A 16,468-nucleotide genomic window follows, 5' to 3' on the forward strand; every position below is an offset into this window, starting at 1 on the left:
ATGCCCGATGCCGTCGCACGGCACGGACCACAGGACCCGCCGGCCGTCGGCGGGCCGGAACACCCCGGCAGTGGAGGGCCCGGACGTCACGAGGGCGGGGGGCGCGCGGTTCGTCCCGACGGCGGGCTGCTGCCCGTGTTCGTCGCCAGGCTCCGTGAACTCGGCCTCGACCCGGATGCCGAACAGCTCTGCGACGCCCTCTGGCTCGCCCGGTGGACCACCCGCCCCGAGCCACCTCCGGACCCGCCCGGGACCGGTCGGGGCGACCCGCCCGCGCCGGACGAGCGTGCGGGTACGTCGGCCCGCCCCCCACGGACCGTTCCTCCCGCACCGGCGACTCCGCCCGGCGGGGACCGCGCATCCACGCCTGCCGTCGTGGGCGACGAGCGGCGGGTGTCGCTCTACCCGCTACCGCCCCGCACCGGATCGAGAGCGGCCGGACGGCACGGCTCAGCCGCACTCCCCGTGGGCGTACCCGCCGCCCCCGCCCTTCCCTCGCCGCTCGAACTGCAGCGCGCCCTTCGCCCGTTGCAGCGCTACCGCCCGCCCGCCCCCGCGCTGCGCCGCACCCTGGACGAGACGGGGACCGCGGAGCTGAGCGCCCGTGCCGGCGGACTGATCATCCCTGTGTTCCGTGCGGTCCCGCGGGCCGAGGCGCTGCTGCAGTTCGTCATGGACGCCTCGTCGTCCATGACGGTGTGGAACCGCCTGTTCGGCGAACTGCAGCAGGTGTTCGCCCAGTTGGGAGCGTTCAGGGATGTCCAGGTGCGATATCTGCACCAGGGCCCGGACGGATCGCCCGTCGTCAGCCGCAGCCTCGACCCGGCCGCCGCGCCACTGCACTCCGCGGACCGGCTCAGCGATCCGACCGGACGTCGTGTCACGGTGGTGCTCAGCGACTGTGCCGGGCCGCTCTGGCGCAGCGGACGTGCCCACCGGCTCCTGCACCAACTGGCCCGGCAGGCTCCCGCCGCCGTCGTGCAGCCGCTGCCGCAGCGCATGTGGAACCGCACCAGGCTGCCCGTCAGTTACGGGGTGCTGTCCCGCGGTGAAGGCATCACGGGCGCGGCCGCCCTGAAGGTCGACGGCGAGGGCGCCGCCGCCCGACAGGGCGGGCGTCGCGGCGGGCTGCCGGTCCCGGTGCTGCCGCCGGTGGCCGGGGCGCTCGGCGCCTGGGCCGGGCTGTTGTCGGGGACCGGCGCGGTGCGGGTCTCCGGCGCGGTCGGCTGGGTCCGTACGGACCATGCCGCGCTGGAGGCGGCGCGGCCCGGCCGTCGGCTCTCCCCGCTCCAGCTCGTCAGCAACTTCCGGTCGGCGGCATCCCCGGCCGCCGGTCAGCTGGCCGTGTATCTGGCCGCGGCCCCCCTCTGCCTGCCGGTGATGCAACTGGTCCAGCGGACGATGCTGCCCCACTCGGGTCCGTCCGAGCTCGCCGAGGTCCTGCTGAGCGGCCTGCTGACGCGCAGCGGCAGAGGCGACGGCGGGGACGACGAGCAGTGGTACGAGTTCGCACCCGGGGTCCAGGAGGCGCTGCTCGGCCCGCTGGGGAGGGACGAGGCGCTGCTCGTGCTCAAGCACTGCTCCGAGTACGTCGAGCAGCGGTTCGGCAAGGGCGGTCCGAACTTCCCGGCCCTCGCGCTCGCCCAGCTGGACGACGGCCGGCACCGGCCCCTGGACATACCGGACGGGACACCGGCGGAGGACTCCGACTACGGCGGCGAGAACGGCGAAGCCGGCGAGAACGGCAGGTCCGGGACCCGGCGGGTCCCCCATCCCTTCGCCGAGGTCGCGGCGCGGGTGCTGGAACGCTTCCTGCCGCTTCCGGAACAGTTCGGCCCGTCCGGCACCTCGCACGGGGGCCCGGGGCGGACCCCCGACCGGGCCCCGGACGCCTCGGTGGACAGTGCCCGCGCCCTGCTGGGGCAGTTCGAATCGGAGGGCATGGTCCAGTACCTGATGGACGCGGTGCAGCTGCTGCGCGGCGCCGTCGAGCGCGAGAGGCAGGCCGGGCCGGGTCCGGGACCGGAGATGTGGGCGGAGTTCGCCCGATGCCTGCTGCGGCTGTGGGAGGTCCAGGGCGACGGGGAGCTGCTGGGTGAGGCCCGGCGGGCCGCCGAACGGGCATCGGCGCACCACGGGGCCGTGCGGGAACGCGCCGTACTCGCCAAGGTGCTGCATGCGGCGGCCGACGACCGTCGCCGGCGCGGCGACCGGCGCGGCGCCCTTGAGCTGCTGCGCCGCGCCGACCGTGAGTACACCGCGGCCTGCGCTGCCCCCGGCCTCGATCCTGCCGAGGCGCTGCGGCTCACCCTGGAACGGGTCCGTGCGCTGGAGGCACAGTGGCGGCTGGGCGGTGACAGTGCCCTGTTGCAGGGCGCGGTCGGGATGCTGGAGGCGTTCGCCGACGTCTGGCCCGACCAGGAGAACCGCCCACCGAGCCTGCCCCTGGCCCATGGCCGGACCCTGTTGCGGCTCTCCGGTGCGACCGGCGACCCGGAACAGTCGCGGGTGTACGCGGGGCAGGCGGCGCGTTCGCTGCGCAAGGCCTTCGCATCGGCGGGCGATGGCCGGCCGGAGGGACCGGCGGGCGGGCGGAGCGGGAGCACGGCCGACGACCGGACGACCGGTACCCGGCTGCGGATACTGCTCGACCTGGTGGACGCGCTCCTCCGCTCCGGCGACGGTACGGACGAGGCCGGCACGCTCGTCGAACAGGCGTGGGCGACGGCCCGCGAACCCCGGCTGCGCGCCTCGTTCGAGACGCGGGCGGGACGGGTGTGCGTCGCCCGCTACGGAGAGAACGGCGACCCGGCCCAACTGGAGCGGGCCGCACAGTGGTTCGGGACCGCGGCCCGCGGAGTGCCCCGCGACTCCCGGGCTCACGCCGATCTCCTTGCCGAGTGGGGAAGCGCCCTGCTCCGGCGGGCCGAGCTGCCGGACGGCCGGCCGCACATCGGTGCCGCGGTCCGGGTGCTCCGTGACTGCCGCACCGAGACGGCGGCGGGCAGTGCCCGTCAGGCAGGGCGACTGCTGATGCTGGGCCGTGCGCTGATGCTGCGGCACGCGGCCACCGAGGACCGGGTGGACCTGCGGGAGGCCGAGCACCTCTTCGGTCTCGCGGCACGCGAGGCGGACGACCGGCTGACCGCGGCGTGCTGCTGGCTGGAGCTGGGCAAGGCCCATCTGGCCGCGTACCGGAGCCTGGGCAGGCCGACGCGGCTGGACGAAGCCGCCGAGGCCTTCCGCGATGCCGCGGATTGTGCGAAGGAAGCCGAAGCGGAGCTGGACAGTCCACAACAGGCCCAAGAGGCGGCCGAGTTGAATGCTAGGGCCAACCACTGGCGGGGTAGGACCTATGAGGAGGCGGGCAGGCCCCGGGCGGCACGCGAGGCGTACCGGGCCGCCGCCCGGACGTGGCGCACGCTGCCGGACCGCGGCGGCGCCGAGGGCGAGGCCACCGCGGAGCGGCTGGCCGAGCTCGAGCGGTAGCACGGTGCGGCGGTGGCGCGACGGGCGCGACCACGGCGACGAGAGACAAGAGCGATGGGCGTGACGAGCTGGACGAGCTCGACGGCAACGGGGAGACGAGATGGGCGAGTCGGTGGTTGAAGGAGCGACGGGACCGGCGGACGACCGGGACGCACTGCCCGATCTGCTGGGGCTCGACCTCGCGGCGCTGAGGACAATGGACCACCCGGTGCTCTCCGAGGTACTGGCGGATCTGCGCGGCAGGGCGGAGCAGCCCCGGGAGATGCTGTGGGGCTTCAACAACGCGTTCTGAACCGCAGTGCGGCCCTTGCCCCACATGGTTTCGGCCCGTCGGTCCGGTGAACAGGACATTGTCCCCGGCCCGAGGTTTGCCCTGCGGGCACACCAGGGATACTCGCCTCGGACCGGCAGCGGGGGCAGTCCCGGAAGGTGTGCCGGGGCCGGACAGCATGGGGGTGCCGGAGTGTCTCGAAAGACGGTTCCCCCCGTGCCCTTCGGGCAGTTCATCGTCAAGATGCACGGCCGGTGCAATCTGGCGTGCCGCTACTGCTACCTCTACGCGGGCCCCGACCGCACCTGGACCGCCCGCCCCGCCGCCGCACCGCCCCAGGTACTCGACCGCACCGCGTCACGGATCGCCGAACATGCCGCCGCGCACCGCACGCGTGATGTCGCCCTCGTGCTGCACGGCGGCGAACCGCTGCTCGCGGGAGCCGGCCGGCTCGCGGACTTCACCGGACTCGTACGCGAACGGGTGCCACCCGGCTGCACGGTTCACGCGACGGTGCAGACCAACGCGACCCTGCTCACCGATGACCGCGTCACCACACTCGCCCGGCACGGCATCCGCATCGGCATCAGCCTCGACGGCGGTCTCGCGACCCACAACACGCTCCGCACCGACCACGCCGGGCGGCCGTCCTGGCCCGCGGCCGTGAGGGGTGCCACGCTCCTCGCCGAGCGCCACCCGGAGGCGTACGCCGGCATTCTCACCGTCGTGGACCCGCGGACCGAACCGGTCGAGATGTACGAATCGCTCCTCGCGCTGGGCCCCCCGGCCGTCGATCTGCTGCTTCCGCACGGCAATTGGACCAACCCGCCGCCGGGGCTCGACACGGCCGGCAGGGTCACTCCGTACGGGGACTGGCTGTGCACGGTCTTCGACCGCTGGTGGCCCGCTGAACGCAGGGAGACCCGGATCAGACTGTTCGAGGAGTGCCTCGCACTGCTCCTGGGCCTGCCGGGCGCCACCGAATCCCTCGGCCTGGACCCGGTCAACGCCGTCGTCGTGGAGACCGACGGCGCCATCGAGCAGGTCGACTCCCTGAAGTCCGCGTACGACACGGCAGCGGCCACCGGACTCGACGTCTTCCGGCACAGCTTCGACGAGGCCCTGGAGCACCCGGGGATAGCCGCCCGGCACTCCGGGGCCTCCGCCCTGGCCACCGAATGCCGGGCGTGCCCGCTGCTCACCGTCTGCGGCGGCGGCCACTACGCCCACCGCTACCGCGCCGGGCAGGGCTTCACCGACCGCTCCGTCTACTGCGCCGACCTCGAGCGCTTCATCCGCCATGTGGCGGCCCGGCTGGCCACGGCCACGGCCGGGACCACGCGGTCCGGGGCGAGGAAGGGGGCGGACCAGTGAGCGCCGTGGTCCCCCTCGTCCCCGCGATCCCGGACCGGTCACTGCACGAACTCGGCCGCACCGAGGGCAGCGCCGGGACGCTCGCCCTGCTCGTACGCGACCAGCACACGCGTCGGCTGGTGCTGCTCAGGGCCCTGCTCGACGCGGCGCGGGATGCCCCCGGGAACGTCTGCCCGGCGGAGACGGTCCAGCGCCTGTACGACGACTGGGCGCTTCTGGAGGCGGCGGAGCGCGCGGACCGGGCGGCCGTGCGCGAGCTGCTCCTCTATCCGCTCGTGGGACCCTGGGCCCAGCGCTGTCTTTACGGCCTCACCACTGCTGCCACTGCCACTGCCACGGCGCAGGTCCCCGGACTGTGCGACGATCTCGACCACTTCGGGGTGCTCGCGGCGACGGGCGCACTCCGTGCCGGCCTGCCGTTCACCGCACGCGTCACCGCACGGCAGCGACTGCTCGCGCTCCCGCTCCTGGGAGCACTGAGGGTCTCCCCGGGTCCGGTCGAACTTTCCTTCGCACAAGGAGAACTGGCAGCCCATCCGTGCGCGGGCCCGCCCGTCAGGGTGCGGATCGGCGCCGACGGCGTCGCCCGCTCCGGCGATCCCCGCTGGGTTCCCGCCGTCAGGCTGTCCGCCGTGCAGCCGGGTGCCGCACCCGTACCCCTCGACGACCTCCACCCCTACCGCACCGCTGGCGGCGGACTTGAGCGGCACGGCCTGAGCGCCGCGGCCGCTCTCGACGAGGGCGAACGCAAGCAATGGGCCGAGTCCTGGTCCGGTGTGGAACCCCTCCTCCGGCTCGGCGGAGAGCACCGCCTGACCGAATCGGCAGCGCTCCTCCGCTGTCTGGTCCCGCTCGCGCCGCCCCCCGGCTCCACGGTCGCGGGCGACGGTGCCGCGCACTGCAGCGGCACCAGGCGGGAGGCCTTCGGTGCCGTCCTCAGCAGCAAGCCGTCCACCCCTGCGTTCATCGCGTCGACCCTGGTCCATGAGCTCCAGCACACCAAGCTGGCGGCCCTGGGCGCACTCGTACCCCTGCATCACGAGGACGTCACGCCCCGGTACTTCGCGCCCTGGCGGTCCGACCCCCGGCCCTTCGACGGGCTGCTGCAGGGCGCCTACTCGCACATCGCGCTGGCCGACTACTGGCAGCGGTTCGCGCTGGGCGCGGAGAGCGCCCGGCACCGGGACATGGCCTGGGCCGAACACGCCCGCTGCCGTGAGCAGGTCGGGGCGGTGCTGCCCGTGCTGGCCGGCTCCGCGGCGCTGACCCGCGAAGGGCGGATCCTCGTCAACGGCATGACGGCGCTCTACGACCAATTGGCTGATCATCCGCCCCCTTCGGGGCACCTGGCACGCGCAGTGGCATATGTCAGTACCGCGCGCGTGATCTGGTGCCAGCGGAACGGGGTGCCGGGGCGGTGAGCGAGGGCCGTATCCACCGGTGCGGACACCGGGTGCGGGTGTATGTTCATAAGGCTTATGACGAACCAGGGAGACGGTTGAATGCCCGGAGCACGTAAGCAGGTTGGAGCAACCGGGACGCAGACCGTCACCATCAGTTTCGCCGGATTCAACCGGGCCTGGGCCGCCTGGATCGGCGACCGTCTCGAACGCCGCGGAACGCGCGTGGTCTTCCAGCGCTGGGACCCGCCCGTCGAGACCTCGCTCGAGGAGACGCTGCAGGACCTGCTGCTCGCCCCCGGCCGCATCCTGGTGGTGCTCAGCGAGTGGTACTTCCAGCTCGGACCGCGCAGCCACGAGGAGTGGAACAGGGCGCTGCGCGAGGTGGTGGCCTCCGACCCGGACCGGTTCGCCGCGGTCAACATCACCACCTCGCGGATCCCCACCGCCACCACCGTCTTCGCCGCCGCCGACCTCACCAACGTCGGCGTCGAAGAGGCCGAGCGCCGGCTGCTCGCCCGCCTCGACCTGCCCACCGAACCGCTGTCCGAGCCGGCCGAGGACCGGCGCGGACCCCGCTTCCCCGCCGACACCCCCGAGGTGTGGGGCGGGGTGCCGCGCCGCAACACCCGTTTCACCGGCCGTGAGAGCCTGCTCAACGACGCCTATCATGCGCTCCAGCAGGCGGGCTCCGGCGCGGGTGTGGTGACCCTGCACGGCATGTCGGGCGTGGGCAAGACGCAGCTGGCAGCCGAATACGTGTACCGCTTCGGCTCGGAGTACGACGTCGTCTGGTGGGTCTCCGCCGAGAAGCGGGTCACCTACCGCCAGAAGCTCGCCGAACTCGCCCCGGCACTCGGCCTGTCCACCGGCGCCGAATACGGCGAGCGGCTGCGCGCGGCCCGTGATGCCCTGCGGCGCGGCGAGCCCTACTCCCGATGGCTGCTGGTCCTCGACGGCGCCGATGAGCCCGAGCACATCTGGGACCTGGTGCCGACGGGCCCCGGGCACGTACTGATCACCTCGCGCAATCCGGAGTGGAGCGAGCACAACAGCAACCTGCTGGAGGTGCCGGTCTACGACCGGGTCGAGTCGGTCGCCTTCATCCGGCGCCGCGCCCCCCGCCTCACCCACGCCGAGGCCGACCAGCTCGCGGAGGCGCTCGAGGACCTGCCCCTGCTGCTGGACCAGACGGCGGGCTGGCTCAATGACTCGGACATGTCGGTCGCCGAGTACATCGAACTGCTCGAGGGCGGCATCGACCAGGACGTCGTCAAGGTGTCGGCGGACTTCCCGCTCGCCTTCCAGACGGCCTGGTCGATACTGCTCAACAAGCTCCGCGAGACCGTTGCCGAGTCGGTCGACCTGCTGCGCCTGTGCACCTTCTTCGCGCCCGGCTCGGTGCCCGTACGGCTGCTGAAGGAGATGCCGCCCGGTGCGCTGCCCGAGCAGCTGACCGGTCTGATGAACGACCCGCTGCTGTGGAACAAGGCGATCGGCCAGCTGCGGCAGTACTCGGTGGTACGTCTCGAATCGCACGAGACGAACTCCGACGAGGCGGCGTCCCTGGGGGAGTCCCTCTATCTGCACCGCATGGTCCACCAGATCGTCCGCAAGGACATTCCGGAGCGTGACCGGCGGGAGTTCGTCGACGTCGTCCGCCGGGCGCTCGCCTCCGCCGATCCCGGCCGCCCCACGGACAGCCGGCTGTGGCCGCGGTACGCGGAGATCACCCCGCACCTCAAGTTCGCGGACGTCCTCCGGAGCACCGAGCCTGCGGTCCAGACCCTGGTGCTCAACTGCCTGCGCTACATGTACCTCTCGGGCGAGTACAAGGCGGGGATCAAGCTGGGCGAGCGGGCCATGACGGCCTGGAGGGAACTCCTGGGCGAGACCCACCCCCGGATCTGGGACCTCAGCTACCACTACGCCAATCTGCTCCGCGCCGTCGGCGACTACGCCGGCACCGAGGCCATCGAGCGTGCAGCCGTCGAGCACCTGCGGGTCGAGCGCGGCCCCCAGGACCTGGAGCACCTTCGCGCGGCCGGCGGTCTCGCGGCCGATCTGCGCGGGCTCGGGCGGTACGAGGAGGCACTGGAGCTCTCCACCTGGATCCTCGAGGCGTACCGAGAGCTCCTCGGCGAACAGGACTCCCGCACCCTCAACGCCCAGAACAACCGGGCCATTTCGCTGCGGCTGCTGGGCCGCTACACGGAGTCGCTCGAGCTCAACCGGCGCACGATGGAGGCCCGCAGGCTGCTGCTCCGTGCCCGGCACGGCTGGACGCTCTACTCGGAGATCAACTACGCGACGGACCTCCGCCTGCTCGGCCGCTACAGCGAGGCCGAGTCGTTGCAGGCCCAGAGCGTACGTGTGCACCGCATCGTGATGGGCAAGGACAACCCCCAGACACTCAGGGCCGAGCACAACCTGGCCCTGTGCCAGTACCGCATGGGCGAGTGGGGCAAGGCGGAGGAGCTCTTCACCCGCGTGCTGGAGAGCTGCGAACGGGTGCTGGGCGAGGGCGATCCGCTCACCGTCATGTTCGCCGCGGGCCAGTGCTGCTTCGCCCGTGAGCACGGCGACATCGACCGGGCACGTGAGATAAGCGAACGCGTCGTCGCACGCTATACGGACATGGTCGGCGCAGAGCACCCCTACACCGCGGGTACCCGGGGGAACCACGCCCTCATCCTGCGCAACGTCGGAGAGCGCGAACCGGCCCACGACCTCGTCGAGGAGGCCCTCGCCGACATGACCCGGGCCGTCGGCGAGAACCATCCCTGGACTCTGGGCTGCGCCGTCAACGCGTCCGCGTTGCGCAATCTGGTGGGCGATCCGGAGAGTGCGGCCGAACTGACCGAGTCCGTCGTCGTCCGGGCCACCGAGGCGCTCGGCCGGACGCATCCGCTGACCCTCTCCTCCCGGATCGCCCACGCGGCGGACCTGCGGGGTCTGCGGGAGCGGCAGCGCGCCGACAAGATCGAGGCAGAGGCGCTGAACGACCTCGAGTCGACGCTGGGCCCCCAGCACGTCCACACGGTCTCCGCGCGCTCCAGGAACCGGCCCTACTGGGACTTCGAGCCCTCGATCATCTGAAGCGCCCACCGATCGCCCGGAAAACGGGACCGGCCCCCACCGAATCGCTTCGGTGGGGGCCGGTCCCGTTGTGCAGGAGCGGATCAGGCTTCGAAGACCTCGTTCAGCAGCTGCTGCTGCTCCGCCTGGTGGCGCTTGGCCGAGCCGACCGCCGGGGACGAGCCGTGCGGCCGCGAGATGCGGCGCAGACGCTCACCGTGCGGGACGTCGGCACCGACCGCCAGGTCCAGGTGGTCGATGAGGTTGAGCGCGATGAACGGCCACGCACCCTGGTTCGCCGGCTCCTCCTGCGCCCACAGGTACTTCTCGGCGTTCGGGAACTTGGCGATCTCCTCCTGCAGCTCGGCACCCGGCAGCGGGTACAGACGCTCCAGACGGATGATCGCAGTGTCCGTCACACCACGCTTCTGACGCTCGGCCTCGAGATCGTAGTAGACCTTGCCGGCGCAGAAGACGACCTTGCGGACGGCGGACGGGTCGACCGACTCGTCGCCGATCACCGGGCGGAAGCCGCCGGTGAGGAACTCCTCCGCCTTCGACGCCGCGGCCTTCAGACGCAGCATCGACTTCGGGGTGAAGACGATGAGCGGCTTGTGGTGCGGGTTGTGGACCTGCCAGCGCAGCAGGTGGAAGTAGTTCGACGGCAGGGTCGGCATGGCGACCGTCATGTTGTGTTGCGCGCACATCTGGAGGAAGCGCTCCGGGCGGGCGGACGAGTGGTCCGGGCCCTGGCCCTCGTAACCGTGCGGCAGGAGCAGCGTGACACCGGACGTCTGGCCCCACTTCTGCTCGGCCGAGGAGATGAACTCGTCGACGACGGTCTGCGCGCCGTTGACGAAGTCACCGAACTGGGCCTCCCACATGACCAGCGCGTCCGGGCGGGCCAGCGAGTAGCCGTACTCGAAGCCCATCGCCGCGTACTCGCTGAGCAGCGAGTCGTAGACGTTGTAGCGGGCCTGGTCATCGGCCACGTAGAGCAGCGGGGTGTAGTCCTCGTCGGTCTCCTGGTCGACGAGCACCGCGTGACGCTGGCCGAAGGTGCCGCGGCGGCTGTCCTGGCCGGCGAGCCGCACCGGGGTGCCCTCCATCAGCAGCGAGCCGATGGCCAGGGTCTCACCCATGCCCCAGTCGATCGTGCCGTCCTCCACCGAGGCCGCGCGGCGCTGCAGCTGCGGCATCAGTCGCGGGTGGACGGTGACGTGGTCCGGGATGTTGACCTGGGACTGGGCGATCCGCTTGATGACCTCCTGGGAGACCCCGGTGGTCACAGCCACCGGGAACTCGGCCTGGGCGTCCGGAACATGGGCCGGGGCCGGGAGGCTGGTGGCCTCGCGGACCTCCGCGAAGACCTTCTCCAGCTGGCCCTGGAAGTCCTGGAGCGCCTGCTCGGCCTCTTCCAGCGTGATGTCGCCGCGACCGATGAGCGACTCGGTGTAGAGCTTGCGCACCGAGCGCTTCTTGTCGATCAGGCTGTACATCTGCGGGTTGGTGAACTGCGGGTTGTCGCCCTCGTTGTGTCCGCGGCGGCGGTAGCAGATGAGGTCGATCACGACGTCCTTGTTGAACGTCTGGCGGAACTCGAAGGCGAGCCGCGCAACACGGACCACGGCCTCCGGGTCGTCGCCGTTCACATGGAAGATCGGCGCCTCGATCATGCGGGCCACGTCGGTGGCGTACATCGACGAGCGAGACGACTCCGGGGCGGCGGTGAAGCCGACCTGGTTGTTGATGACGATGTGGACCGTGCCGCCGGTGCGGTAGCCGCGCAGCTGCGACATGTTGAGCGTCTCGGCCACGACGCCCTGGCCCGCGAAGGCCGCGTCGCCGTGCAGGGCGACGGGCAGGACGGTGAAGTCCGTGCCGCCCTTGTTGATGATGTCCTGCTTGGCGCGGACGACGCCCTCGAGGACGGGGTCGACCGCCTCCAGGTGGGAGGGGTTGGCGACCAGCGAGACCTTGATCTGCTCGCCGTCCAGGCCGGTGAAGGTGCCCTCGGCGCCCAGGTGGTACTTCACGTCGCCGGAGCCGTGCATCGACTTCGGGTCGAGGTTGCCCTCGAACTCGCGGAAGATCTGCGCGTAGGACTTGCCGACGATGTTCGCCAGGACGTTCAGACGGCCGCGGTGGGCCATGCCGATGACGACCTCGTCCAGGCGGGACTCGGCCGCGGAGTCGATGACCGCGTCGAGCAGCGGGATGACGGACTCGCCGCCCTCCAGCGAGAACCGCTTCTGGCCCACGTACTTCGTCTGCAGGAAGGTCTCGAAGGCCTCCGCCGCATTGAGGCGGCGCAGGATCCGCAGCTGTTCCTCGCGCTCCGGCTTGGCGTGCGGGCGCTCGACACGGTCCTGGATCCACTTGCGCTGCTTCGGGTCCTGGATGTGCATGAACTCGATGCCGGTGGTGCGGCAGTACGAGTCGCGCAGCACGCCGAGGATGTCGCGGAGCTTCATCATCGACTTGCCGCCGAAGCCGCCGACCGCGAACTCGCGCTCCAGGTCCCACAGGGTGAGCCCGTGCTCGGTGATGTCCAGGTCGGGGTGCTTGCGCTGGCGGTACTCCAGCGGGTCGGTGTCGGCCATGACATGGCCGCGGACCCGGTAGGAGTGGATCAGCTCGAAGACACGGGCGGCCTTGGTGACGTCGTCGTCGTGCGAGGCGTCGATGTCCTTGAGCCAGCGGACCGGCTCGTAGGGGATGCGCAGCGACTCGAAGACGTCGTCGTAGAAGCCGTCCTCGCCGAGGAGCAGGTTGGCGACGATCCGCAGGAACTCGCCGGAGGCGGCGCCCTGGATGACCCGGTGGTCGTACGTCGAGGTCAGCGTCATGACCTTGGAGATGCCCAGCTTGTTCAGGGTGTCCTGGGAGGTGCCCTGGAACTCGGCCGGGTAGTCCATCGAGCCGACGCCCATGATCACCGACTGGCCGGGCATCAGACGCGGCACGGAGTGGACGGTGCCGAGGCCGCCGGGGTTGGTCAGCGAGACCGTGACGCCCGTGAAGTCGTCCATCGTCAGCTTGTTGTTGCGGGCGCGGCGGACGATGTCCTCGTAGGCCTGCCAGAACTCGAAGAAGGTCAGCGTCTCGGCCTTCTTGATGCCCGCGACGACGAGCTGGCGGTCGCCGTTGGGCTTCACGAGGTCGATGGCGAGACCGAAGTTGACGTGCGGCGGCTTCACCAGGGTCGGCTTGCCGTCCTTCTCCGCGAACGACCAGTTCATCGAAGGCATGGCCTTGATGGCCCGCACCATCGCGTAGCCGATGAGGTGGGTGAAGGAGATCTTCCCGCCCCGGGCACGCTTGAGGTGGTTGTTGATGACGATCCGGTTGTCGAAGAGCAGCTTCACCGGGACCGCCCGGACGGACGTGGCCGTCGGCAGCTCCAGCGAGGCGTTCATGTTCTTCGCGACGGCCGCGGACGGGCCGCGGAGGGTGACCAGCTCGGGACCGCCGGGGGCCTCCTGGGCGGGCGCTGCCGCTGCCGCGGGCTTCGCCGGAGCGGCGGCGGGCTTCGCCGGGGCCGGAGCGGCCGGTGCGGTCGGAGCCGCGGCCACGGGCCGGGCCGGTGCGGCCGGGGCTGCGGGAGTCACCGGCGCCGGAGCCTGTGCGGTGCCCGGCGTCGGGGTGCCCGCGGGGGGCGCGGCCTCCGCTGCCCCCGCGGCAGCGGCGCCGGTGCCGGTGGTCGTACCGCCCGGCTTGTAGTCGGCGAAGAAGTCCCACCAGGCACGGTCGACCGAATTCGGGTCCTGGAGGTACTGCTGGTAGATCTCGTCGACGAGCCACTCATTGGGACCGAACGCGGCAGCGGGGTTCTTCCCCTGCCCGTCTGGGTCGGTCGGGGAGTCACCGCCCGGCCGGAGGCTGGGGGAGCTCGAGTTACTGGGGGACTGAGACGACACGGCGGCAACCGCCCTCTTCCGCTTCACAAGGTGATGGACAGCGGAAATAAAGGCTACGCCTCCCCGGCCGGGTGGTGCAGGCCGGGCGTGGTCATCGTCGCCTAAGTCACACCGGACGGTCGGTTTCGGCGTAGGAAATGGCGGGAAACAAGCGAAGTTCCCCTTCGAATGGGTGCGCGTCATCACGGCTGCGGCCTGTGGCTCGCACCCCTGGCTGCACACGCACTCCGGCGCGTGCTCCGGATCCGCTGGGGCCGGAGCGGCCGACACCGCACGAATGCAGGCTTCCGCTTCGAACCCTACGTCAACCGCGCCGCTGAGGGATTCCCGGAAGGGTGACCCTGATACGGCAGCCGCGCGTCGATTCGGCCACACCTATGCGGCCTCCGTGCAGTTCCACGGCCCAGCGGGCGATCGCGAGGCCCAGACCAGTGCCGCCGTCGCTGCCCGGCCCGTGCGGAGAGGCGACCCTCCCGCGGTTGAAGCGCTCGAACACCTTGTGCCATTCCGACTCGGGGATGCCGGGACCCTCGTCCTGCACCTCCAGGTCCAGCGACTCCGCGTGCTGGCCGCGGCGGGCCCGCACGGTGACCCGGCCGTGCGGCGGTGAGTGCTTCACGGCGTTGTCGATCAGATTGGCCACGACCTGGTGCAGCCGCTCGGCGTCCGCGTGTGCGGTCAGCTCCGGCGGGTGCACGTCGAGGTGCAGATGGACGTCCTTGCGTGTGTGGTTGCCCGAGCCGGAGGAGAGTCCGCGCTGCCCGGCCGCCAGATTGGCCTCCTTCAGCACGCCCGACAGATACGGCCACACCTCGAAGCGCCGTGCCTTGAGCGTGACCACACCGTTGTCGAGCCGGGACAGATCCAGCAGGGTCTCCACGAGCCGGCCCAGCCGCTCGGTCTGCTTCAAGGCCGTGCGCATCGTCTCGGGGTCGGCGGCCGAGACGCCGTCCACGACGTTCTCCAGGACCGCGCGCAGCGCGGCGATGGGGGTGCGCAGCTCGTGGGAGACATTGGCCACCAGCTCCTTGCGGTGCCGGTCCACCGCCTCGAGGTCGTCGGCCATGAGGTTGATCGTGTTCGCGAGGTCGCCGAGTTCGTCGCGGCGGTCGGCGCCGCTCACCCGCCGGGTGTAGTCACCGTGGGATATCGACTTCGCGACCGTGTTCATCTCGTCCAGCGGCGCCGTCAGGCCGTGCGCCACGAACTGGGTGATGAGCAGGGTCGTGATCATCGCGAACACCGTGATGTAGCGCAGCTCGGCCCCGGTCCTGAAGGCGACCAGCGCCAGCCCCGAGGTGATCAGCACCGACATCACGACCAGCGCGCCGAGCTTGGTCTTGATCGAGATCTCGACCGAGCCCAGTTCGGACCGCAGCCGGCTCAGCCGCCGGCTCATGGCGCGGGGGTCTCCAGCGCGTAGCCGACGCCGTGGACGGTACGGATCCGCTCGGCGCCGATCTTGCGGCGCAGGGCCTTGATGTGGCTGTCGACCGTGCGTGTGCCGGAGGCGTCCGCCCAGTCCCAGACCTCGGCGAGGAGCTGCTCGCGCGAGAGGACAGCACGCGGCGTGTTCGCCAGGCAGACCAGCAGATCGAACTCGGTCGGGGTGAGGTGCACGTCCTCGTTCCTGACGCGGACCCGGCGCTGGGCGTGGTCGATCTCCAGCTCGCCGAGGCGCATGATGCCGCTGCGCGGAGTCACGGCGGCCAGCGCCGCGCGCTCCACCCGCCGCAGCAGGACGTGCACCCGGGCCGCCAGCTCGCGCATCGAGAACGGCTTGGTCATGTAGTCGTCGGCGCCGACACCGAGCCCGACCAGCATGTCGGTCTCGTCGTCCCGGGCCGTGAGCATCAGCACCGGCACCGGGCGCTGTGCCTGCACCCGCCGGCAGACCTCCAGGCCGTCGAAGCCGGGAAGCATCACGTCGAGGACCATCAGATCCGGCTGCCAGGCCTCCGCCGCGTCGACCGCGGCCGGGCCGTCCGTCGCCGTCTGCACCAGGAAGCCCTCGGCGCGCAGTCGCGCACCGATGGCCTCGACGATGGTGGTGTCGTCCTCGACCACCAGCACCCGGCGCTGGGCACTGGCCGTCGAGTACGACGCGGCGCCATTGCTGCTGGTGTGTGTCTGCTCCATCGCCCCGCCCCTGTCGCGCACCCGCGAGCTGCGTGTAGATCCGTCTGTCAGGTCAGTCAGCGTAAAGGCATCGATCGGCTCCCGGCTACGCAGGGCGAACAGCAAGATGGACCACGTCAGGTACGCCTCGGACAACGTGGATCTCTTGTGTACTTACCCCGGTGAATCCGGCATTCCGCAATGACTCCTCGAAATCGTCGGAGGGCTGGGCCGACCAGACGGCGAGCACCCCGCCGGGGGTCAACCGCCTTGCGCAGGCGGCGAGTCCGTCCGGTGAGTAGAGGTTCTCGTTGTCCTCCGTGACGGTCCAGTCGGGGCCGTTGTCGATGTCCAGGCAGAGCGCGTCGTACGTGTCGGAAGTGTTATGGACGTACTCGACGAGATCCGTGTGGAGGACCACCGTGCGGGGGTCCGCGAGCGCCGTTCCGGAGATCGCGGCGAGCGGACCGGAGCGGTGCCAGTCGATGATCGCCTGCTCACGCTCGGCGACGGCGATCCGGCCCCAGGCCGGGTCGGCTGCGGCATGGGCGAGCGAGAACCCCACGCCGAGGCCGCCGATGAGCACGGCAGGCTCCGGGCGGGGCCCGAGCGCGGCCAGCGCGGCGTCGATCAGCAGCCGCTCGGAGCGGCCGTCGGAGGTGTCCATGAGGAAACAGCCGTTGGCGATGATCTCGTGGTGGACGTCACCGCCCGGGCCGCCGCGCTCGCGCAGGACGACCTCCCCGTAGGGGCCGTCCCGCCGGTCCAGCGTCACGGGCATGGCGGGGACGGCGGAAAACGGCATGGCGAGGACCTCC

The 16,468-nt window shown here is 71.4% G+C and carries 9 protein-coding genes; 5 read left to right on the plus strand and 4 right to left on the minus strand.

Going from position 1 to position 16,468, the window contains the following annotated elements:
- From AC068D_RS22155 to fxsT, 5 genes are all read left to right on the plus strand, one after another.
- Positions 1-3,489 (plus strand): SAV_2336 N-terminal domain-related protein, encoded by a 3,489-nt coding sequence (locus AC068D_RS22155; protein WP_478824741.1) that lies wholly within the window; start codon positions 1-3, stop codon positions 3,487-3,489.
- Positions 3,490-3,589: 100 nt separating this feature from the next.
- The gene (gene fxsA / locus AC068D_RS22160; protein ID WP_478824742.1) at positions 3,590-3,781 is read left to right on the plus strand and encodes an FxSxx-COOH cyclophane-containing RiPP peptide; all 192 of its coding nucleotides are present in this window, start codon (positions 3,590-3,592) and stop codon (positions 3,779-3,781) included.
- 195 nt (positions 3,782-3,976) lie between these two features.
- Positions 3,977-5,134, plus strand: a complete 1,158-nt coding sequence (locus AC068D_RS22165; RefSeq protein WP_478824743.1) for an FxsB family cyclophane-forming radical SAM/SPASM peptide maturase — start codon at positions 3,977-3,979, stop codon at positions 5,132-5,134.
- Positions 5,131-6,555: an aKG-HExxH-type peptide beta-hydroxylase gene (locus AC068D_RS22170; RefSeq protein WP_478824744.1), complete on the plus strand. Its 1,425-nt coding sequence runs from the start codon at positions 5,131-5,133 to the stop codon at positions 6,553-6,555. The genes AC068D_RS22165 and AC068D_RS22170 overlap by 4 nt, the downstream gene beginning before the upstream one ends.
- Before the next feature lie 81 nt (positions 6,556-6,636).
- Complete coding sequence (fxsT, locus tag AC068D_RS22175) at positions 6,637-9,633, plus strand: FxSxx-COOH system tetratricopeptide repeat protein (protein WP_478824745.1); 2,997 nt, start codon at positions 6,637-6,639, stop codon at positions 9,631-9,633.
- Between the two features lie 83 nt (positions 9,634-9,716).
- On the opposite strand, the gene AC068D_RS22180 is transcribed toward fxsT, so the two are convergent.
- From AC068D_RS22180 to AC068D_RS22195, 4 genes are all read right to left on the minus strand, one after another.
- Positions 9,717-13,532, minus strand: a complete 3,816-nt coding sequence (locus tag AC068D_RS22180; RefSeq protein WP_478824746.1) for a multifunctional oxoglutarate decarboxylase/oxoglutarate dehydrogenase thiamine pyrophosphate-binding subunit/dihydrolipoyllysine-residue succinyltransferase subunit — start codon at positions 13,530-13,532, stop codon at positions 9,717-9,719.
- Positions 13,533-13,836: 304 nt separating this feature from the next.
- Positions 13,837-14,931: a sensor histidine kinase gene (locus AC068D_RS22185; protein ID WP_478824747.1), complete on the minus strand. Its 1,095-nt coding sequence runs from the start codon at positions 14,929-14,931 to the stop codon at positions 13,837-13,839.
- The gene (locus tag AC068D_RS22190) at positions 14,928-15,671 is read right to left on the minus strand and encodes a response regulator transcription factor (RefSeq protein WP_478824748.1); all 744 of its coding nucleotides are present in this window, start codon (positions 15,669-15,671) and stop codon (positions 14,928-14,930) included. The genes AC068D_RS22185 and AC068D_RS22190 overlap by 4 nt, the downstream gene beginning before the upstream one ends.
- Before the next feature lie 85 nt (positions 15,672-15,756).
- A complete protein-coding gene (locus AC068D_RS22195; protein WP_478824749.1) occupies positions 15,757-16,455 on the minus strand; it encodes a spermidine synthase in 699 nt (232 codons plus the stop codon).
- Between the last annotated feature and the right edge of the window lie 13 nt (positions 16,456-16,468).

The organism is Streptomyces sp. NPDC043861 (assembly GCF_056435905.1).